Genomic DNA, 21,869 nt, shown 5'->3' on the forward strand with positions numbered 1-21,869 from the left:
AAGGTCCGCGTTTTCTCATGACAATGACTCAAACTTTACCATCTCTGCGCTTTGTGGATAGCCAAACTTTGCAACAAATTGATGTTGAACCGTTGCGGATCGATGCGGATTGGTGTGCCCAAAGTGAAGTCGTGGATCAATTTCTGGCCACTGAAGATGCCTATCTCGCCTTGCGTATTTGGCTGGAGAAGGATAATCAGCAGCTTGAATCATGGTCTGCAGAGCGCTTGCGGCCAATTTTACTGCGGGCTATTCGTGATATTGATGAGCGCCTGAATAACCAAGTGAATGCGATTATTCACCATCCTCACTTTCAACAGTTAGAGGCAAGTTGGCGGGGGCTTGAGTATCTTACTGCCCAAATAGGTCCGCAAGAACACAGCCTTGTGACCAAAGTGAAGTTGATTAGTATCAGTTGGCAAGAGTTGTGTCGCGATGTCTCTAGAGCCATCGAATTTGATCAAAGTGAGTTATTTAAACAGATCTATAGCAATGAATTTAATATGCCTGGTGGAGAGCCCTTTGGCATGCTTGTCGGCGATTATCGAGTGAGTCATAAAGCGCGTAACGGTATTGCGATAAATGATTTAGAAGCGCTGCGGGCTATTAGTCTTACCGCCGCAGCCGCTTTTGCTCCTTTTGTCACGGGGGCAGATCCTTCAATGTTGGGGGTCGATTATTTCAGTGAATTGGCGTCGGTGCGTGATATTGCGGCGCAGTTCTCTCAAGATGAATACCTGTTGTGGCGCAAGTTAAGAAGTCAGGAAGACTCGCGATTCTTAGGTATTGCTGCACCAAATATCTTGATGCGGGAGCCATATCAGCAAGATGGCCGACGTCAAGAAGGCTTTATGTTTGTTGAGCAAGTGAATGATCCGGAACGCGATTATTTATGGGGAAATGCGGCCTATGGTGTGGCTTCGGTAGCGGTACGTGCATTTAGAGAGTCGGGTTGGTTCAGTCAAATTAGAGGCTTACAGCCGGGTCAATATAAACATGGTCTGGTGTTTGACTTGCCTGGTTCAGATTTTAAGCTGTCACGGCATATTCGTTCAGCGAAGCCCCCAGTTAATTTGCAGGTGGGAGATCGACTAGAGAAACAGTTGTCTGATAGCGGTTTTATTCCGGTCTCCACTGTTCCTCACACCGAGCACTTAGTCTTGTATAGCAATGCTTCGGTGAATCTACCTAAGCATTATGACAGTATGGCGGTGGCGGTGAATGCGCGCCTCTCCTCAATGTTGCAATATGTATTATGTGTCTCGCGATTTGCTCATTATCTCAAGATTATAGGACGTGACCGGGTCGGCAGATTTGATAGTGCCCACTTGATCGAACGTGATCTACAGCGTTGGTTGCATCGCTATACCACCGCCTCCGATGAGGCATCTGACGAAATCCGAGCCCGTTATCCGCTGAATGAAGCCAGTATCCAGGTTAAAGAGCAGCGGGGTAAACCCGGCCATTACTACTCCATTATTCATTTACGACCACATTTTCAGCTGGATCAGATGGTATCCAGTATTCGCTTGATAACCGAGTTATCGCCAAGCTACCACCAAGCAGGATAAATAGATGCAACAACAAATAAAACAGTTGATTCAACAGGGACAGTTAAGTGAAGCAATTGCCGCGACTATCGCGCATTTAAAAGTAAAACCTAAAGATTTAGATACGCGCAGTAGCTTTATTGAGTTGTTGTGTATTGATGGCCAGTTAGAGCGCGCCGATCAGCAGTTAGATCTATTGGTGAAACAGCACCCGCAATGTGTACCAGGGGCATTAAACATGCGTCAGTTAGTACACGCGGCTCAATCTCGAGTTGATTTTGCGCACGGTGGCGATACCGCCAGTTTGGTGAGTGGTGCAAAGCAAAGCTTAACTCAGCTTATTGAATTGCGTTTAGCGTTGCTCAATAAAGATCAGCGTGCATTAACGCGTGCAGCGCAGCAGTTGGAGCATTTGCGTGAATCTGCTGAGTTAACAATCAACGATCAAACTTGCACTGAACTTCGTGATTTAGATGACAGCTTAGCGGGTTACTTGGAAGTGTTTGGCTCAAATGGCTTGTATTATTTTGTGTCTTTTGCCGATGTGACTTGGCTAAAGTTACTCCCCGCGACCAGTCTATTCGAACAGATCTGGCGTCGTGCTGAATTAGATATAAAAGATGGTCCTTCAGGTGAAGTATTCCTGCCGATGACTTACCTCGCTAGTGAGAGCGACGCTGAAAAATTGGGTCGCGAAACAGATTGGCAGCCCTTGTTAAATAGTGAGTTCTTTCAAGGACGAGGGCTAAAAATGTGGCTAGTAAACGATAATGCGCTGGCTATATCTTTGCTTGAGTCTTGCTCTACTCTTAGCTGCACAGAGACGGTTGAGTGATGAGTGGTTTACCAGCTTTGCAACTGTCCTTACTTGATCGTTTGTGTAATACCCATGATGACGCGCTGGCTTCAAACGGCGTTTACTCTAGCTATGGTCGACAGGCTTATCGGCAAAGTATTCGTCGAGATCTAGAGGCCTTGCTGAATGCTAAATTGCATTGGCATACCTGGCCAGAGTGGTACCACGAGCTCGATCTTTCTTTATTTAGCTACGGACTACCCGATTTCTCGTCAATGCCTTTAAGTAGTCAGGATGGAAGAGAGAGGCTCTGTCAGATTGTTGAACAAACGATCCGCAAATTTGAGCCGCGCTTTATTGATGTATCGGTGTCGACGGTAAGCGATGAGCAACCGCTGGATCGAGTATTACGTTTGCGGATCCATGCCTTGTGTCATGCCGATCCTGAACCGGAAGAGATGACCTTCGATTCCGAAGTTGAACCCGTTTGCTTAGGCATAAAAATAGTTGAGTAAGTCATGAGTGATGAACTATTAAAGTATTACAATCGTGAACTTGCTTATCTGCGTCATATGGGGGCCGAGTTCGCCGAACGTTATCCTAAAGTGGCTGGGCGTTTGCGGATCAGCGAAGAAAGTGTCGAAGATCCGCATGTATCTCGTTTATTAGAGGGCGTTGCTTTGTTAACTGCTCAAGTGCGGCAAAAGCTTGATGACAGTTTTCCTGAGCTTACGGAAGCTCTACTTGGTCAACTTTACCCTGATTATCATGCACCGATCCCCTCGATGTCAGTGATTAAGATGAGCACTCAAAACGTCACTGACTATAGTTTGATGATCCCTAAAGGGACGGAATTAGATACCCAAGTTCCGGGCTATAAAAGTTGTCGTTTTAATACGTGTTACGACGTGCAAATGTGGCCGATAGAGCTTACTAAAGCGAGTTTTGAAAGTGCCCCCTTTAAAGCGCCTCGGCCCAATTTTCAAAAGCATGTTAGCGCCGTTTTAAAATTAAGACTGAGTTGCGAATTTGATGATGTGTCGTTCCGTGATTTAGGTATCGACAAGCTGCGATTCTATATTCACGGCCAACCACAGCTGAGCTATCAACTTTATCAATTAATTTTTCAATCGAGTGTTGGTATGGCATTTGCCAATCCTGACAGTATGCAGGCTCGCCAATATTTGCAAGCAAGGCATATACATGCGGTCGGCTTTGCCGATGAAGAAAAGGTCGTACCTTACGAACAACGTAGTTTTAATGGCTACCGTTTGTTGGTTGAGCATTTTTTATGTCCTGAGAAATTCATGTTTTTTGAGCTTCAAGATCTGGAGCCCAATTGGTTTGGTGAGCAGCATGAAGTGGACCTATATATCTATCTTGACGCCGATTCTGATATTCTGGCGAAACAGCTTAGTGCAGATAACATCTTACTTGGTTGTGTACCAGTGGTGAATCTGTTCGAAGATGAGTTGGAGCCGCTGCGCTTAGATCCCGCTCGGTTTGAGCATCGTCTGGTGCCTCGCTATCGTGATGCGGATATCTCCGAAGTGATTCGCATATTAGATGTAGAAGCTTTTGATCAGCACGACAATGGTGTTGCAGTCACGCCTTTTTATGGTAGTCAGCTTCCTCATTATGTGCCTGCGGGTCATCTATTTTGGACGCTGCGTCGTGAATTCAACAAATGGGCGGGAGGCCATGACGAGCCGGGCGTAGAGAGCTATTTATCAGTGGTTGATGGCAATGCGAAGCCGCTGGATATCGAGCAGCATGAACAATGGCTGATTTCAGCGAAAGCTCTGTGCAGTAATCGAAATTTGCCTGCAAGACTGCCCTTTGGTGGTGGTCAACCCTCGGTCGTGATGCCCAGTCGCGCTGACTCTCTAAAAAATGTTCGCTGTTTGCTGCCATTTAGCGAACCGGTGCGACCGGCAATGTTTGATGCTTCTCGCTGGCAATTGGCCAGTCACCTAACGCTCAATCACTTTACTCAGGCAAATGCAGTCCAGTTGTTGCAGGAGTTGTTGCAGTTGTACGACTTTAAACAGTTACCGCAAACCAAGGTGTTGATTGAAGCTATCACCAGTCTGGATGTTCAGCGAGCAACCGCAAGAGTCGTACAAAATGGTCGAGTTGGTTTCTGCCACGGTTCGGACATCGAGCTTGTATTTACCAACCAAGATTTGTCTGGCACCAATCTGTTCTTTTTTGGCAATGTACTGGCACACTTTTTTGCACAATACACCACCATTAATAGCTTTACCCGTTTAACGATTCGAATACTGGGCCATGCTCAAGCATTGCATCGCTGGCCCGCCTTGGCGGGAGATATGGAGCTGTTATGAATCTCTTTGAAGGCTTAAATAGTGGCAGCGAACAAGATTTTCATCATAGTGTGGTCGCGATCCAAGCAAGTCGGGGGGGCGTTCATCATGGAATAGGCTCCGATACGCTGCCAAAGCACGAAGCGCTGCGTTTTAAAGTGCCGCAAAATTTAGGTTTTCCGGGAAAAGCCTTAGCGAAGGTGGTGGTGCCAGAGTCGGCCTCGCAACCTTACCAGGTGTACGTCAATTTCATGGGCCTAACCGGGCCTAGTGGCGTATTACCCAGCCATTATAGTGAATGGGTCATGGAACGTTGCAAACAAAAAGATGAATCGATGCGTGACTTTTTAGACATCTTTCATCACCGCGTTATTTCTTTGTACCACCGCGCTTGGGAGAAATATCAGTACCCACTGCAATATCTGCGTCGCTTACAAACTGGGCAATCCGATCCTATTTCTTTGGCTTTGCACGCATTAGCGGGGACTTCTACTTCTAGTCAACTTTATGTCGGCGGACTGTTTTCTCAAACCATACGCAGTGCACAAGCCTTAAAACAAATCGTTCAGCTGATATCAGGCTGTCAGGTGGTGGTTCATCAGCGAGTCGGGCAGTGGCTGAGTTTAAATGAATCTGAGCAAACGCAGTTAGGAGGCCGATTCACCCCTGAAGGTCAGCATGCTCAGCTTGGCAGAAGTGCCACCTTGGGCAGCAAAATATGGGATGTGGGCTCAGCCATTGACATTGATATTCAGGCCGACAGTCAAGCGGCGGCTCAGCGTTTGTTACCAGGAGGGCCGTTATTGGATCTATTGCAACAAACCGTGGCCGCATATTTACCGAATCATATTCGTCCTCGTTGGAGTTTAAGTGCACGTTATCGAGATATGCCGAGTGGGCGTTTAGGTCATTGCAGCTTGGCTCTTGGGCGCGGCGCATCCTTAAGCATGAATAGTCGGCACATGGAACAGTACACCAAGATAGTGATTGCGTAAGCGCATTCGAAAGCAAGGAAAGGGAATAAAAATGACCACAATGAGTTTGAAATCAATGGTTGAGAAGCTGTCGCCAGCTGCCAAGCAAAGTTTAGAGTCGGCCGCCGCGCTATCTAATAGCCGTAGTCATTTTAGTGTTGAAGTTCAGCACTGGCTGTTGGCAATGTGTGAGCAGCGCAGTGAGGATTTATACATCATCGCTCAGTATTATTCGCTTGATTTAGCGGGCTTTATTCAGGATTTAAATCGTAGTCTTGAACAAGCTAAAACGGGTAATCCACAAACCCCAAGTTTGTCTCCGCAAATTGTGAGTCTATTAAGTGCAGCATGGATGGTCGCGACGATTGAATACCAGCAAACCAGCATTTTTCCAGTGCATATTCTTCACGCTTTATTGAGTGACGATACTTTAAGTTTCACCACCATGGATTATTTGCAACATTTGGAAGCCATTGAGGTTAGTCAACTGAGCCGTATTTGGTCGGGCCTGCAAAATAACGTTGGTGATGGCACTGTTCAGACTCAATCCTCAGCTAAAACGCCTAACTTAGAGCAGTTTACCATCGACTTAACCGAGCAAGCTCGACAGGGCCAACTCGACCCAATTTTAGGGCGTGATGATGAAATCCGTCAGATGATCGATATTTTAACTCGTCGACGGCAAAATAACCCAATTTTGACAGGTGAGGCTGGGGTGGGTAAAACGGCCGTTGTGGAAGGTTTAGCTCAACGTATTGTCGCCAAAGATGTACCTGAATCATTACAGAATGTGAGGATTCAGGTCTTGGATTTAGCCTTGCTACAGGCAGGTGCTGGGATGAAGGGCGAGTTTGAAAATCGTTTAAAGTCGGTGATCAGCGAGGTAAAAAACTCGGCAATCCCAATCGTTGTTTTTATCGATGAAGCGCATACGTTAATTGGCAGTGGCGGCCAAGCTGGGCAGAACGATGCTGCTAATTTACTCAAGCCAGCCTTGGCGCGGGGTGAACTGCGAACAATTGCCGCTACAACTTGGGCTGAGTACAAGAAATATTTTGAGAAAGACGCTGCCTTGACGCGTCGCTTTCAAGTGGTGAAAGTTGAAGAGCCTAGTGAAGACAAAGCGATCGTCATGTTGCGAGGTTTGCTGCCAGCGATGGAAAAGCATCATCGAGTCAGTATTAGCGATCAAGCTTTACAGGCAGCAGTTTGTCTTTCAAATCGTTACATTAATGGTCGTCAACTACCCGATAAAGCGGTGGCCTTGCTCGATACAGCTTGTGCCCGGGTAGCGATGAGCCAAGCGGCAACGCCAAGCCAGGTAGAGCATTTACAGCGACAGCAGCAACAACTCAGTGCTCAAATTGAGCAATTAGAGAGAGAACAGTTGACGGGTTCTAATCATCAAGCCCTACTTAGCCAACTTAGCTGCCAATTGGTAGATGTTCAAGCTGCCTTTGCGCAAGCCGAAAGCACTTGGCGTGACGAACAGGGTTTGGTGAAAAAAGCCAAGCAGTATGTTGATGAGATTTTAAATGTGGATCATGACGATCGGCTTGAGTTACGTCGTCAGCTGGTGGATTTGAAAGCCTCTTTAGCGGAAGTGGCTCAACCGATGGTGTTCTTAGAAGTTGATGAATTACTCGTTGCAGAGGTGATTGCTGATTGGACGGGTATTCCTCTTGGGCGGATGCAAGCTAATGAGATAACTACGGTTTTGAACTTATCACAGAAAATGGCCGAGCGGATTATCGGCCAGGATCACGCTCTAGATTTAATCAGCAAAGTAGTACAAACCACCCGTGCTCATCTCAGTGACGAGCGTAAGCCCAATGGGGTGTTTTTACTCACGGGACCCAGCGGTACAGGTAAAACGGAAACCGCTTTAACTTTGGCTGAACAGGTCTATGGCAGTGAAGATAACCTCACGGTAATCAATATGTCGGAGTTTAAAGAGGAGCATAAAGTCTCTTTATTAGTCGGCTCTCCTCCGGGATACGTGGGGTATGGTGAAGGGGGCGTGCTCACCGAGGCTGTGCGGCGCAAACCTTACAGCGTGGTATTACTGGATGAGATGGAAAAAGCCCACCCCGGAGTGCAAGACATATTTTATCAGGTCTTCGATAAAGGCTCGATTAAAGATGGTGAAGGTCGAGACATAGACTTCAAAAATACCATCATCATTATGACTTCGAATGTTGGAACTGATACCACCACTGCTTTGTTTGAGGATCAAGAAACAGCCCCTGATATTGACGGCTTAAAACAGGCGCTTAACGATGACCTGCTCGCCGTATTTAAGCCGGCTTTTATCGGTCGCTTAAATGTGATCCCTTTTATTCCTCTAAATCACGTCACACTGCAGCAGATTGTTCGTTTGCAGTTACAGCGTGTCGAACAACGGTTTTCCAAGAGTTATAAAGGAACATTACGTTTTTCTGAGCAAGTCGCTGAATATTTGAACCAACAATCAAATAACGCAGATATAGGTGCGAGGGCGATTCAAAATAATATTCAAAATGATTTATTGCCGATTATATCGAAAAAGGTGTTGGAGGCTGTTTTTTCTAAGAAAAATGTCGGATCAATCTTAATCGATATACGTGATTCTAATTATTGTGTAGAAACAGAGTGATTTATGTTTATTTATTGATATAAATATCTATAATGTGTTATTCGAAGTTGTGATGGTTGTCTTTTTAATTTGTTTTTTACTGGATTGATTTGTGAGATGGCTGCGACAAGTAAATTTGCTCGTTTAAGGCGATGCATTAATAACCTAGCCCTTATGGGTATATTTTTAAAAATTAGCTAAAGGAACTTAGCATGCAAGCAAATACTTATTTGAAATATGGTGATATTAAAGGCGAAGCAACCGCTGAGCAGTACAAAGATCTAATTACGCTGTTATCAGTTGATTGGTCGGTGAGTCGTGAGATCACTTCTCATACGGGGACTGCCCAAGATCGTGAAGCGAGCGCAACGCGCTTATGTGATGTCACAATTTCAAAAATGCAAGATAAAGCTTCGCCTGATTTATTCAAAGAAGCCACTATTGGTAAGGGTAAACCAGCAGTTTTCCACATTACTAAGCAAGGTGAAAAAATTGAAGAAATCATGAAAATCGAGTTAACCGATGCGATGATTTCTAGTTATGCTGTTTCGATTCAAGATGATCGTCCGGTAGAGCACATCACGATTTCTTACACTGAAATGATGATGACCGTTACCCCAACTGATGATCAAAATAATGTTCAAGCACCACTTGTTTACGGCTATAGCGGTGTTAAAGGTCAACAAATGTAATTGTTCTTACCTATGGGGTAGTTTTTAACTATCCCGTTTTTATCTTTATTTATTGTGAAAAATGAGAAATATGAAAAAGGCAAGCCAGAGCAAGAATATCATACAAATAGAAACACCTTTAGGTAAGGATGTACTCCACCTTACTCAATTTGATATTCAAGAAGGTATCTCTATTCCTTTTTCTATAAATGTTTCTTGTTATAGCAATGGTCAGCTTATTTCTCAGGATGATCTTATTGGTAAATCAGTGACGGTTAAATTAGATTACCAAAAGTCTGAAGAAACTGTTACTCGCTATTTTAATGGTTTTGTTTCTAGCATCCATGCATTAGGTAGTCGTATTTCTAGCGAAGCCGAAGGGGAAAAATATCAGGATTATCGTTTGCAGCTGGTATCGGGTTTACATTTTTTAAAGCAACGAATCAATTGCAGAATTTTTCAGAAGCTTAGTGTAGAACAAATTGTCAAAAAGATACTTACTGAACACGGTGTACCGATGCAGAGCGAGCTTAAGTCAACTTACTCGAGTTTGGCATTTAAGGTTCAATACAACGAAAGTGACTTAGACTTTGTGCATCGCCTATTAGAAGAGGCGGGCATTTTTTATTTTATAGAACATCGTAAGAGCAAGCATTCTGTGGTTTTAGTCGATGCTTTGACCGCTTACCGAGAGGCTGAAGAGTCGCAGGTCGTTTTTACTACCGGCTCCTTAGCCGAAGCGCATGTTTTTTCTTGGAACGGTAATTTTCAGCTCCCTGCTGGACGCTCGGTTAAGTATGGATTTGATTTTATAAAGCCCAAAGTAAAACCAAAGGGCGAGCAACAAAAAGTAGCCGTAAGTAAACAGCAATTAAGTAGTGAAGTCTTTGAATACTATGCTGGTTCTGAATTAAACCCGGAGTTGCAAAATTCTGCGAATATTGCTTTAGAAGCGATGCAAAGAGATACCTTGTTGTGTGCTGGTGGTAGTACTTGCGCGACTTTTTCGGCAGGCCAATACTTTACTTTCAAGTCTCATGAAGATCCAAAACAGCTGAACAAAAGTTATTTGATTACCCAGCTGTCTTTAAGTGTCGCCATCGTTAGTCAAACGGGAGCCGCGAAAAATAGTGGTCAGGTATTACACAATCAGTTTTCGTGCATACCTTCCGAGGTGCTATTCAGACCGTTACAGGTCACCCCGCGCCCCTTGATCCATGGCACTCAAACCGCCTTAGTCACAGGCGATCCTGGTGAAGATATCCACGTGGATAAATATGGCCGGATTAAAGTCTTATTTCATTGGGACCGTGAAGCCAAGCCAGATAGCAGTAGTTCTTGCTGGATCCGGGTGGCGCAAAATTGGGCGGGTAGCCGTTATGGCGCATTTTTTTTGCCGAGAGTGGACCAAGAAGTACTGGTGAGTTTCCTCAATGGTGATCCCGACCAACCAGTGATTACCGGAGCGTTGTACAACGGTGATCAAATGCCGCCCTACGCTTTACCCAGTAAGAAATTCCAGTCGGGTATTAAAACGCGTTCTACTAAAGGGGGCGGGGAAAGTAATTTCAACGAGATCCGTTTTGATGATGATGCCGGAAAAGAACTGCTCTACCTGCAGGCGGAAAAAGATCTACAAACCGAAATTAAGCAGTGTCAAATCGAAAAAATTGGTAAAGATTTGACGATTGAGGTAGCGGAGAACCAGTCGCAGAAGATTGGAAAAACCCTGCTGCTTGATGTTGGAAAAAATCTTGATCTTGTCGCTGGAAGCAAGGTCACAATTAAGGCTGGTGGTGCCTCTATTATTTTATCGAGTGGTGGCAATATCGACATTAAGGGCTCGTCCATTTCTATTAATGGTTCGGCTATCGCCCTTAAGGCGCCTTCCATCTCGTTAAACTAGGAAATTACATGGGTAAGCCAGTCGCAACGTTGGGGTCGTTTCATATGTGTCCTAAGGTTGAAAATAAAGTACCCCATGTGGGAGGGCCCGTTGCCAGTGGTAATGGAGGAGTCACTGTGGGCGGGATGCCAGTTGCCTGTGTTGGTGACAAATTAGTGTGCATTGGCCCTCCAGATTCAATTTCTACGGGCTCCGGTTCGGTCACTGTAGGGGGAAAAGCGGTAGCTCGCTTAGGTGACTCGACCGACCATGGTGGCAAGATATTGGCAGGTAATCCAACGGTGTTAATTGGCTAAGATGATGTTAACACTAGACATTGAAGCGATGCAGTTGGGCCAATACGATGACCCAGTCAATATTTTTGAGCTTAGCGAGAAGCAGGCCTTGCAGCCAGAATTAAGGCTTCATCAGCAAGGCTGCTTACGCCATTTTAGCTTTGACCACACAGTTACCGAGCGCTTGCTTGAGCTTCGTTGGGATGCCGATGCGGTTTTCGTATTACTACCCGAGGCCCCGATTGTTCAGGCTAAAGGGAAAGACTATCAGCGGCTTCTTGACTTGATCCCTAGTATAAAAGGTTTAGCCAAAGTGTATTTGTTCCCCTATGGCCGGAGTGCTTTGCAATTAGCTATGCGTCAAGCGGTTAAGCTGTTTTCGCAACAGCAAGTGAGTGATATTCAGCTCATTGCCTACCATGAGGACCCGCGTTTAATCACTCTTGTGAGAGAACCGAGCACTCCTGCCAGCCAATGTTTTATTGCCGGCCGACTGCGTCCAGCAGACAAAGGCTTTGTGATCCCTTGGACCGGTTACGAAGTGCAGACTTCAGATAAAAGCACTCAAGCTACGATTGCAGCACTGATTCAGCGCTATCAGCGTCAATGCGGCAAGTCGCTCAGCCAATGTTATTTCCCAACTGCGTTGCCGCAAGCTTTGAGGGATGGCTGGTTACACAGTGTTGAGTATTTTCAAGACAGCCTTACATCGCGCAGCCAGTTTATCTTTGCCGATGCACTGATTGGCGACTTGGGGGTGTGTAGTGGTATCTATAACTTATGCCATTGTTTAATGCTGTATCAGCAGCAAAAATATGCTGGAACAAGCTTTCAGCTGGCTCTTTCCGATGATGCCTATCGGAGCGCAATGACGCTTCGTTGGGTCGCTTAGTGGTGTAAACAGCAGTATGGATGGAACCCAAAAACAAGTTGTAACCGCTAACGATGGTTTTGCTTATGAGTTTTTTAAAGGCATTAAAAAAAATACCTCAACATCAATTTCTTTTACTGATGTCGCGAGCGTTGAGCTGTTTTTAACGAAGTTTAATGGGGCCGTCAATGCTGCTGGAAAAGGGCTGCATACGGTTTATCTTTTGTTGCCTTTAAACAAGCGAAAGCAGCCGCGGCAACAGCTTGTAAATGCTTTACTCTCTGGCGAAATTTGGTGTTATCAGCAGCGGGTAAAACAGTTGCCGATTTCATCTCCTGCTTCGACTCCCTCTCGGAGTTCATCCGTCCAAAATGAACCCAAAGCTCCGGGAGGGCGTTCGAAGACTCAAGTACAAACTCAAGACCAGTACGCAAGTGAGCCTGTTGCACAATCGATTGATCATCAAGATACCGTATTGTGCGGCGATCCTGTTGCGATGAGTAGTGGTGAGGAAGTCCTTCAGTTGGTAGATGTTCATCTACAGGGGCATGTAGCACTGTGCTGGCAGCGTATTTATCGTTCTAGTTGCTCCCACCTTGATCTGGGACTGGGTCTGGGTTGGCGTAGTAATTTTCATTATAGCTTAGAGGAAGATTTCGGCGAACAGCCGTGCTGGCAATTTACCGACGCATTGGGTCAAGTATTCCGCTTTCCATATGTTGCCGTCGGAGCCAAAAGCATTCAAGTTAAATCCGGTATGGTGCTGCGGCATCAAAGTGATGATATTACCATCAGTCACGCGGATGGCAAAACACTGTACTTTAGTAAAACGCAGCAAGCTTGGTTACTGACCAAATTAAGTGAAGGAGTGGATCGTGCATTCTTGTTGAGCTATTCAGCTGCGCATCGACTGATTGGTGTCGCGGTGAATCGTAGTCAACGGATCTATTTACGTTACGACCTAAAGGGCCATTTACTTGAGGTGTGCTCTAGTAGAGCTCAAGATGCGCAAATTTATGCGAATTATGGTTACGATGACAAGCGTCGGTTGATTCGCGCAAGCAATCGCTTTGCTCAGCAAGAGCACTACCGTTATCAGCAAGGTTTGTTGATCCAAAGAACACGCGCTTCGGGATTTCGTCACTATTTCCGATGGGATGGTAGTGACCAACGCGCTCGGTGTGTTGAGCAGTGGGGCGATAATCAGCACTATCATTATCGTTTTGAGTATCAGCCGGAACAAGGGATTAGCCGTAGTTTCGATAGTTATAATAACTGTTGGACTTACTTGCATAATGCGCAGGGTCAATTGCTTAAAAAAAATGCGCCCGATGGTGCCACTTGGCGATTTGAATATGATGAGTTCCAGCGAAAAATTAGCCAAACTGAACCAAATGGGACAACTACGTGTTTCCATTATAATAGTGCAGGCCAGTTAGTTGCCGAGCTCCATCCTAACCAAAGCTTGACTTGTTATTCCTATAATCGTTTAGGTTTTGTGAATCAGATTGACTATGCCGATGGTTCATCACTCAAACGGGAATACAACAGCTTAGGTTTACTTACCCAAGAAATCGACGTTCAAGGTGTGGTCACTCAATATCGCTACGATGCGCACAGTCGTTTAATCAACAAGTCTGCCGGTAATCAGCCTGCACAGTTATTTTGGTGGAATGAACAAGGTCTGCTGAGCGCCAAGCAAGTGGGCGATGCCCTGACGCGCTACAGCTATAACGCTATTGGGGAATGTAATGGTGAAGTGAATGCCTACGGTTGGGTTAGTCAGTATGTTCGTAATGCCCAAGGGCAGCTGATTGAGGTAGTTCATTATCACCAAGACCAGCCACAGCAAACCCGGTGCCAGCGATACGCCTATGACCAAGCTGGACGGCTCAGCGCCCGAACCAACCCGCTTGGTCATACCACCAACTTTGAATATCAAGGATTATCGCAGCCTAGTAAACAGATTAACCCCGATGGTTCATGGCTTGCTTTTAGCTACGATAAGGAGCGCAACCTAACAGCCATTGAGCGTAGCGACGGTCAGCGTTATCAATTGGAATACGACAGTTGTGAGCGTATACGTCAAACCATCGGTTTTGATGGGCGCGAGCAAGCCTATCAATACAACCTGGCTGGTCAACTAATACAGTTAGTGGAAAACAGCGAGCGTTTGGTGCAGCTGAAGCGAAATAGCTTAGGCCAAGTGATTGAGCAGCGTAGCACCGCCAATGGCATGACTTTAATTAACGACTTTGCTTACAACTTACAAGGCAAACTAAGCCAAGCCAATAATAGCGCTCGTAAAATTCGTTTTAATTACTTTGCCAATGGTCAGTTACAGGAACACTGGCAAGACGACTGGCATATCCGCCATCAGCTTAATCAGCAAGGCTTGCGCAGCCAAACCCGCTTACCTGACAGCAGTATGCTTCGTTATCGCTACGATGAACACGGTCGCTTAAGTGAACTAACATTGAATGGCCAAGCACTGATATCCCGCCAGTTTAATGCCAGCGGCAGCGAGCTAAACCGCGAGCTCAGTGCTAGTCATCAACAGCATAATCATTACGACCCTCAAGGGCGTTTGCTGAAGCAAGAGTGGCAGGGCGACACATTAAATCTGGCGCGTGACTACCGTTTTGATGATGGCGACCAATTGCTGGGGGTCAACGATAGTGAGCTGGGCGCACAAAATTACAGCTACGACCCGCTTAGCCAACTCACCAAGGCCACCTCTCACAGCGGTGACAATCAAGCCTTTAGTTTCGACAGTTTTGCTAACCCCAAACAAGGCGAGTTGGTCGGCGATAAACTGCTGATGCTCAACGAGCGCAGTTACCGCTACGACCGCTACGGCAATCAAGTACTCGCTAGCCAAAGTAAGGTGCGTCAGCAGCGGGTATTTAATGGTTTGAACCAACTGGTCCGGCTGAGTGAGGGGGGAAAACATGCTGAATATCATTACGATGCTCTTGGGCGTCGTAGCCGTAAAATCACCTCCAGTGGCACCACTGACTATCTCTGGGAGGGCCAACAGCTAATCGGTGAACACTGCCAAGGGCAATTTACCTGGTATGTGTACGAGCCTAATAGTCACCGCCCACTGGTCATGATTAAACAAGGGCAGGTTTACCACTACCATTTAGACCATATTGGCACGCCTATTCGTTTAAGTGATGAGCAAGGCAACATCGTATGGCAAGCCCACTATCAGGCCTACGGCGCAATAGAGCAACTAAGCGTTAAGCAAATAGACAACCCGCTGCGTTTTCAAGGCCAATACTTTGATGATGAAAGCGGCCTGCATTATAACCATCACCGTTACTACTGCCCACAGCAAGGGCGCTACATCCAGCAAGACCCGATTGAACTACTCGGTGGCTTAAACCTCTACCAATACACTCCAAGCCCGACTAACTGGGTAGATCCTTTGGGTTTGTGTAAAGAGGATGGTGCCCCTTTGGTTGCTGGACTCCCTCTATTGGCTCCGGCTGCTCAGCCCTTAGCATCAACAGGCTCGCAAGTATTAGGACAATACGCTACGCGGCAAGCCGCCAACCAAGCGGTTTATGCTGTTGCGGAAAGGTCTTTATTGGCGTCATTGATACCCAAAACACCATGGGCACTGCTGTTTTATTCGGGTGAAGTCGGAGCGGGTTCAGATGATGTAGCCGGTTTTATTCAGCAACAAGCTCAGCAAGATGAGCTGGGGCATCGAACGTGGTTGGCTAATGGTGGTGATGGTAGTATTGAGGAGTGGAAGTCTCGGGGTAAGCCCTCTGAGTTGGTGGCTAATGTTACTGAGGAAACTGGCTTGGCAGATGAATTTAAGCTGAGCGATGGGCAGAAAAATGATATAGTTTCTATCAGAAAAATATTTGGAGATAATTTAAATTCTAGAGTTGAAATTGAAGCTAATGCATTAATTGCAGCAGGTAGAACGGATGGGGTAGCACTTTCTTGTGCTGGTATAGCTGAGCAAGGCATTGTGGGTGAAACCTTTCAAAATATTCCTTTCTCTATGAAAAAAGGAAGAACTTTCCCGGGCACTGAGAGGTTTGGGGAAAATAATGGTTTCATCAGAATAACAGACCAAGCGGCTTACTTGGATGAAGTAACAAGGCTGTATGCGAAAACTGGTAATGATTTAAATCCTGTGATAAGGGACCAAATCAAAGCGCATGTGAGGCAAGGTGCCGAGTTTGGACTTCGTGATGAAAAAGGGTTGAAGGGTATGCCAGGGCTTCATGCGGAAATACAGTCTGCAAATTATGTGTTGAATCAAGTGAAAGCAAAGCCAGGTTTTGATATTAGTAACGTACAAGTTTCAACCTATAAGCTTCAGAACAGCCCTGGTCAAGGTGGGCCATTTACAGCTTGTAATCATTGTAGTGGTATTTTACAGGGTTTTGATATATTGACTGGTCATTGATGATGATAGTAGTTAAAAGTGAACTTGAATTTGATAGTTTCAATAAAGCGTTCTATTGCGGGAGCTTGTTTAGTGGTGTCATTATAGATGTTGTCGATGGTGTTGTGGTTGAAAAAAAAATATGTCGCCAAGGGAAAATAGTTGGCGATTACACCTTACCATTTCCACTTTATGAAACCAGTAAACTAGAAATTGATGCTGAATTTTTAGACGGATTTGACGAACCTTTTAAATTTCGAGGAGAGCTATATAACGGTGTTGCTTACTTTTTTTATAAGGGTGAACATTCGATAGTAAAACAGTATGACAATGGAGAGGAAGTCTCGGAAGCAAAGTATTTAAATGGCATTTTACAAAGTTTAGAGCATGCTGAACAGGATGATCGCATGACACAAGATTATGTATGGGATGAGGGTGGAAGTATTAAAGACTTTTGTATTCATGCTGTAGGTAAGTTTCAGATGGCCCTGCATTTTGAGTCTGAAGAAAAGATATCGTTATTGACTGTACGTGGTCACTATTTCCAAGAAATAGAAGCATCAAAAGGCTTAGTATTAGTTGATAAGTTTTATAGTCCAGACTTCTTGAGAGAGATTAGTGGCGGAACGAAGTTAAATATCTCTGGTTCGAATATAACTGATAGTATGTTTAGTGATTTACTTCAGGGTGATGGACTGAAAGACACTCAGCAGCTTCAAATATATAATACTGGTATAACTAATGTAAGTTTTCAAAAAATAATCAGACTGATTAAGCTTTCTGAGTTGTATGTGGAATCTGACATTTTGACAAATGATGATGTAAAGCATTTCAAACTAGCACATCCTAACTGTTATGTGAGGTTTAATGGTGAAGAAGTTATTATTTAGCTTTTAAGGTTGCACGAACTGTTTGATCCGCTTGTCGAGTTGTCTCTGGTAGCCGGTATTTAGGAGAGAGTTTTAGTACCCATTCACAGGCCGTTGCGAGTGAAATACGGTGGCCGATTGAAACGTAAATAGGATTGATACCAGTTTGCGTTCTTAATGCATTACCAATTATTTCATTGTTATCAACAAGAGGCGCAATTGCGCCTCTTGTTGTATCTGGATTTTCATGTTCTCCGAGTAATCGTGTCTTGCCACAGCCGACAGTCGGTACATCAAAGATCACTCCCAAATGACAGGCCAACCCAAAGCGCCGGGGATGAGCAAGACCTTGTCCATCACAAATGACTAAGTCAGGTGTGTGTTTAAGCTTTGAAAAGGCCTTCATTAGCGGTGGTAGCTCGCGAAAAGAAAATAGACCAGGAATGTAAGGGAAATTAACAGTATCAGTTGCTGTCGCTGTTTCGATTACTTCTAAAGTAGTTGTGTCAAGAATGACGGCTGCAGCTATTAGTTTGTTGCTTTCCTTGGAATAGGCGACATCAACTCCGGCAACCAGATGAATTTTACCAAATTGATCTTTTTGTATTACTTTAGCTGCAAGTGAGTGCTGAAGTTGCAAGGCTTCTGTTTCAGTAATATCCCAAGAGTGTGTAATGACTGGCTGCATAAGAAATCTGTATCTGTTTGGTTACAGCAATGAACATCATGGGCACTTAATCCAATATACTTATGTATTGCCCATTCGTTATGCATTCAGTTGCATGTAGTGGTTAGAAACATTCTATTGCTTTGGGTGATCGTTTTGTCCCAAAGGCTATAATTAATCAGCATATTATGCACGTTTTCAGTTGTTGTAAAGGGTGAATCGCCCTTAGTTTGTCGGAGGCTAACTTTCTTGAGAGAATTAGCCAATGAGCAAAAGAATTACCTATTCCCCAGAAGTCCGTGAACACGCAGTGCGCATGGTTCTGACATCAGAACGTGAGTACTCGTCCCGATGGTGTTTACCAACACCCCAATCCGCCCCCTGATTTTGTGATTACCGAGGCGAAATACGGCAAATCGCGCTTGGGTAAGACAACGACTGGCAAGCAGATGAGTGATGACTGGGTGACGGACAAGCGCCTAAGGGATGCAGGCATCACTAGCAGGAAAGAGCGTGATAGGATTCTAGACGCGCTTGACGAGGGTGATGGTAGTGTTGAAAAAATGTTAATCCGCAATAAAGCAGATGGCACAGTCGTCGCAAAGCGATTAGATAAGCACGCTAAAGTTGTTAGTTCAGGATTGATTTTATAAGGTACAAGATGATTAGGGATACGAATAAAAGCAAAGAATATTTTGAAGAGTTAGTTGACTACAGCCAAGAGTCGATTAAAAAAAGAGCTCTAAAGCTTTCATCACAAGCTGAGTTGGGTGTTTCAACCAAGCTCAATTTGTCTTTCCGCCTACTGACAAATCATATTGTGTTAATGCAAGAACGCTATTCGCTTGGGGATGACTTAAGTGAGTTTGAGTATCTCTTAGAAATGGCTATTGAGTATCGCCGCAAACAGAAGCAATTCGCAGATGCCTTGCCTTCAAATGAGCAAAAAGATCGTATTGGTTGGGAAGAAATTCGCGAAGATTATTTGGCAGACATTTTTTTGAAATGGTTGAGTTTTGCCTATTGCTTAGATATGGGGCAAGCCTACTACCAAGAGGTCTTAGATTTAATTGGAAACCAAGGTCGAGATGCCTTGTTTGATAACATCGCGGTTAGGCTGGGCGATACCGAGCGCGAAGTTGCAGAGAGCGTCTTGTTCAAACGCCGCTTCAACAAACTGTTCAAAGTGATTGAGGCTGAACCTGCTGAGCGCCCTAAGCTGATGTTGGCTTACTTAGATGCATGGTACAAGCTAGAGGGTAGCCCAGATTACCACTTGATGGATGGAGAGGCTTACGATGGTTATTGGTGCTGGGAAGCGGCTTTAATTACTAAGCTTTATGAGATAGATGACCGCCTCTATATCGACCATCAATACTACCCCAAAGACTTGGTTCACTGGAGTGAGCAGTGATTCGAGACCAACGCCGTGATGAGGCCTATTTTAGCGAGCTGTTAAGCGATTTAGACGAAGCGCTAGCAGAAACCCAACAGGCGCTAGATGAAGGGGTTTTTACCTCGCTCAGTGAACAAGTCGATGTGGCCCAGCAACTCTTCCAGCTTGCCATCATGCGTGCAGTCGCGCATTACTCTTATGGTAGCGATATGGCCTCTCTTAAGTTATCCGTGTTGGCGATATTGCCTTATCGCCAGCAGCTAAGTGCCACCGCAGATAAACTGCCCGCTGTACACCAATGTTATCGCCAAGACTTTGAGCGTTTAGGTGGGGTAGGTGAAGCCTGCGGCTCAGCCAATATTAATCGCTATGTTTACGCTTTATGGTGGTTAGCCTTGTTGGTTGCGGTGGGGGCAGAGCAAACGCATATTCAACAAGTTCTAGACATCATCGCAGAGCGGGGTAACGATGCGCTATTAGACCGTATTGCCCATAAGTTAGGGGATACTGACCGCCCCATTTCTTCCACACTTTACTACCCCTGCACATATCAAGCGCTATTGGATGCCATAAATAGTAAAGGCGATGCTCAAGCAGAACATCTGAATGTGTTTATAAGGCAGTGGTACGACAGCCTAGAAGATGCAGATTGGTTCGATAAGCATTTATGTGACTGTGAATTTGAATACACCGACTATTACGTTGGCTACTGGTGCTTTGAAGCGGCTTTAATAGTCACGCTTTTTGACACTCCTAAAGCATCCATGAATGAGCATGTAATGTTTCCCCGCGCCTTAATTAAGGGGGTTGTTCGAGGCTAATGATTCAACTTTCATTTATAGATTTTTATATTTACAAGGCTAAGTAAGCAATCACCTAATCCCTTGGCTTGGGTGGTGTCAATAAACCTAATGACATAAAAGCAGTGCAAGCGGCCTGCATGATAACCATCACCGTTACTACTGCCCACAGCAAGGGCGCTACATCCAGCAAGGCCCGATTGAACTACTCGGTGGCTTAAACCTCTACCAATACACTCCAAGCCCGACTAACTGGGTAGACCCATTGGGTTTGTGTAAAGAGGATGGTGCCCCTTTGGTTGCTGGACTCCCTCTATTGGCTCCGGCTGCTCAGCCCTTAGCATCAACAGGCTCGCAAGTATTAGGACAATACGCTACGCGGCAAGCCGCCAACCAAGCGGTTTATGCTGTTGCGGAAAGGTCCTTATTGGCGTCATTGATACCCAAAACACCATGGGCACTGCTGTTTTATTCGGCTGAAGTAGGTGCGGGTTCAGATGATGTAGCCGGTTTTATTCAGCAACAAGCTCAGCAAGATGAGCTGGGACATCGCACGTGGTTGGCGAATGGTGGCGATGGGAGTATTGAAGAGTGGAAGTCTCGTGGTAAGCCCTCTGAGTTGGTGGATAGTGTTTCAGATAAGTCTGTCGATTTAAATGCAATTGCGACTAGAGATGTTGGTAATGTTACCGCACCCATTGATTTCGATGGTCACATTCTGAGTGGAGAAGTCAAACCAAATGGAAATGTGGTTGGTGGTCATTCGACAGCGACAGGTAATGTACGTGTGATACTAGGAACTGAATCTCAACCAAATGCTCGAGGCGTATATACCGCTCAGATAGAAGTACCAGACCCGTCTAGTCCTGGTGATTTCTTACCTAAAACTAGTAATGGTGGTATATCTACGATGTTTCCAGATTCGTGGTCCGCAGATCGAATTAAAGTCGAGATGGATGCTGCTTACCAAAATAAGGTGGTTACTGGAAATAAATGGAGCGGTGTAACACCTAGTGGTGTTACCGTCGAGGGATGGTTAATACCAAAGACTACGGTCTATCCAAAATATTAGGATCGAAATATGAAAGTTACGTATTTATGGGAAGGAGCAGAGAGCACTCTTTCCCCAAGCTGTAAAACTGAAACTGTTCATAGTGATGGGTTCAGTCTCCTTTCTTGCCTTTTAATGGATGATGGAGGTATTCCTTATTTTCAGACTATTCCTTGGATTAAGGAAGGAATAATGAAAGTCGACTCAGTCTTAAGTGGTACAACAGTATCTTCTAGCTGGATTAGAGAATCATGGGGAGTATTAATTACTCTAGACGTTGCCAAAATATACTCAATGCATGATGAGACCTATTTTGAGGAGTTTACTCTTCAACAATTTAGAAATGCTCTTGTTTCATGGGAGGCTTTTATAGAGGCAAAGCCAAACACTAGCGAACAGAAAACTATCGAACTGTAGCTTGCATAGTAAATGGGTCCGAGTTGCTTTTAGCTTTTTCGCGCACAGGTAACGCTAGCGTTGTAGTTCGAAAGTAACCATACGAAATTTTAAATATAACTGTGTACAAGGTGTAACAATGGCTAAGTTGCAAATCACCCAATCTGTTGGTTTGGGTGGCGTAAATACACCCCAAGACATAAAAGCAGTACAAGCTGCCTTAAATCAATTGCTAGGTTTAATTCCCCCCCGACTAAAAAGTTAGCCGAAGATGGAAAGCTAGAGGCAAAAC

The 21,869-nt window shown here is 45.0% G+C and carries 19 protein-coding genes; 18 read left to right on the plus strand and 1 reads right to left on the minus strand.

Annotated features, from left to right (window positions below; genetic code table 11):
* Nucleotides 1-17 precede the first annotated feature (17 nt).
* The 12 genes from tssC to ACRRS0_RS00845 all read left to right on the plus strand — a co-directional run bounded on the left by tssC (nt 18) and on the right by ACRRS0_RS00845 (nt 17,288).
* On the plus strand, nt 18-1,571 hold the full coding sequence (tssC, locus tag ACRRS0_RS00790; RefSeq protein ID WP_432455105.1) for a type VI secretion system contractile sheath large subunit: 1,554 nt from the start codon (nt 18-20) through the stop codon (nt 1,569-1,571).
* Nucleotides 1,572-1,575: 4 nt separating this feature from the next.
* The gene (locus tag ACRRS0_RS00795; RefSeq protein ID WP_432455104.1) at nt 1,576-2,385 is read left to right on the plus strand and encodes a type VI secretion system accessory protein TagJ; all 810 of its coding nucleotides are present in this window, start codon (nt 1,576-1,578) and stop codon (nt 2,383-2,385) included.
* Nucleotides 2,385-2,861, plus strand: coding sequence for a type VI secretion system baseplate subunit TssE (gene tssE, locus ACRRS0_RS00800; protein WP_432455103.1), 477 nt, complete (start codon nt 2,385-2,387; stop codon nt 2,859-2,861). Before ACRRS0_RS00795 ends, tssE begins: the two co-directional genes overlap by 1 nt.
* Before the next feature lie 3 nt (nt 2,862-2,864).
* Nucleotides 2,865-4,694: a type VI secretion system baseplate subunit TssF gene (gene tssF, locus ACRRS0_RS00805; RefSeq protein ID WP_432455102.1), complete on the plus strand. Its 1,830-nt coding sequence runs from the start codon at nt 2,865-2,867 to the stop codon at nt 4,692-4,694.
* On the plus strand, nt 4,691-5,668 hold the full coding sequence (gene tssG, locus ACRRS0_RS00810) for a type VI secretion system baseplate subunit TssG (RefSeq protein ID WP_432455101.1): 978 nt from the start codon (nt 4,691-4,693) through the stop codon (nt 5,666-5,668). Before tssF ends, tssG begins: the two co-directional genes overlap by 4 nt.
* Before the next feature lie 31 nt (nt 5,669-5,699).
* A complete protein-coding gene (gene tssH / locus ACRRS0_RS00815) occupies nt 5,700-8,282 on the plus strand; it encodes a type VI secretion system ATPase TssH (RefSeq protein ID WP_432455100.1) in 2,583 nt (860 codons plus the stop codon).
* A 191-nt stretch (nt 8,283-8,473) separates the two neighbouring features.
* Nucleotides 8,474-8,953, plus strand: a complete 480-nt coding sequence (locus ACRRS0_RS00820; protein ID WP_432455099.1) for an Hcp family type VI secretion system effector — start codon at nt 8,474-8,476, stop codon at nt 8,951-8,953.
* Between the two features lie 70 nt (nt 8,954-9,023).
* A complete protein-coding gene (locus tag ACRRS0_RS00825; protein ID WP_432455098.1) occupies nt 9,024-10,838 on the plus strand; it encodes a type VI secretion system Vgr family protein in 1,815 nt (604 codons plus the stop codon).
* Between the two features lie 8 nt (nt 10,839-10,846).
* The gene (locus ACRRS0_RS00830; RefSeq protein WP_432455097.1) at nt 10,847-11,134 is read left to right on the plus strand and encodes a PAAR domain-containing protein; all 288 of its coding nucleotides are present in this window, start codon (nt 10,847-10,849) and stop codon (nt 11,132-11,134) included.
* A gap of 1 nt (nt 11,135) precedes the next feature.
* Complete coding sequence (locus ACRRS0_RS00835) at nt 11,136-12,005, plus strand: hypothetical protein (RefSeq protein WP_432455096.1); 870 nt, start codon at nt 11,136-11,138, stop codon at nt 12,003-12,005.
* 16 nt (nt 12,006-12,021) lie between these two features.
* Nucleotides 12,022-16,419 carry an RHS repeat-associated core domain-containing protein gene (locus ACRRS0_RS00840; protein ID WP_432455095.1) on the plus strand — a complete coding sequence of 1,466 codons (4,398 nt, stop codon included), beginning with the start codon at nt 12,022-12,024 and terminating at the stop codon, nt 16,417-16,419.
* Complete coding sequence (locus tag ACRRS0_RS00845) at nt 16,419-17,288, plus strand: hypothetical protein (protein ID WP_432455094.1); 870 nt, start codon at nt 16,419-16,421, stop codon at nt 17,286-17,288. Before ACRRS0_RS00840 ends, ACRRS0_RS00845 begins: the two co-directional genes overlap by 1 nt.
* Here ACRRS0_RS00845 and nfi read toward each other — a convergent pair.
* A complete protein-coding gene (gene nfi / locus ACRRS0_RS00850; protein WP_432455093.1) occupies nt 17,281-17,955 on the minus strand; it encodes a deoxyribonuclease V in 675 nt (224 codons plus the stop codon). The two genes, ACRRS0_RS00845 and nfi, sit on opposite strands and share 8 nt — an antisense overlap.
* A 314-nt stretch (nt 17,956-18,269) precedes the next feature.
* Here nfi and ACRRS0_RS00855 point away from each other — a divergent pair, with 314 nt between their 5' ends.
* The 6 genes from ACRRS0_RS00855 (at nt 18,270) to ACRRS0_RS00880 (ending at nt 21,842) form a co-directional block, all read left to right on the plus strand.
* Nucleotides 18,270-18,587, plus strand: a complete 318-nt coding sequence (locus ACRRS0_RS00855) for a hypothetical protein (protein ID WP_432455092.1) — start codon at nt 18,270-18,272, stop codon at nt 18,585-18,587.
* 8 nt (nt 18,588-18,595) lie between these two features.
* The gene (locus ACRRS0_RS00860) at nt 18,596-19,348 is read left to right on the plus strand and encodes a PoNe immunity protein domain-containing protein (protein ID WP_432455091.1); all 753 of its coding nucleotides are present in this window, start codon (nt 18,596-18,598) and stop codon (nt 19,346-19,348) included.
* Nucleotides 19,345-20,151, plus strand: a complete 807-nt coding sequence (locus ACRRS0_RS00865; RefSeq protein WP_432455090.1) for a PoNe immunity protein domain-containing protein — start codon at nt 19,345-19,347, stop codon at nt 20,149-20,151. The genes ACRRS0_RS00860 and ACRRS0_RS00865 overlap by 4 nt, the downstream gene beginning before the upstream one ends.
* Nucleotides 20,152-20,395: 244 nt before the next feature.
* The gene (locus ACRRS0_RS00870; RefSeq protein WP_432455089.1) at nt 20,396-21,202 is read left to right on the plus strand and encodes an EndoU domain-containing protein; all 807 of its coding nucleotides are present in this window, start codon (nt 20,396-20,398) and stop codon (nt 21,200-21,202) included.
* A 9-nt stretch (nt 21,203-21,211) separates the two neighbouring features.
* Nucleotides 21,212-21,598 carry a hypothetical protein gene (locus ACRRS0_RS00875; protein WP_432455088.1) on the plus strand — a complete coding sequence of 129 codons (387 nt, stop codon included), beginning with the start codon at nt 21,212-21,214 and terminating at the stop codon, nt 21,596-21,598.
* A 118-nt stretch (nt 21,599-21,716) separates the two neighbouring features.
* Complete coding sequence (locus tag ACRRS0_RS00880; RefSeq protein ID WP_432455087.1) at nt 21,717-21,842, plus strand: hypothetical protein; 126 nt, start codon at nt 21,717-21,719, stop codon at nt 21,840-21,842.
* The last annotated feature ends 27 nt before the right edge of the window (nt 21,843-21,869 follow it).

This window comes from Agarivorans sp. QJM3NY_29 (assembly GCF_050870835.2).
Classification (GTDB): domain Bacteria; phylum Pseudomonadota; class Gammaproteobacteria; order Enterobacterales; family Celerinatantimonadaceae; genus Agarivorans.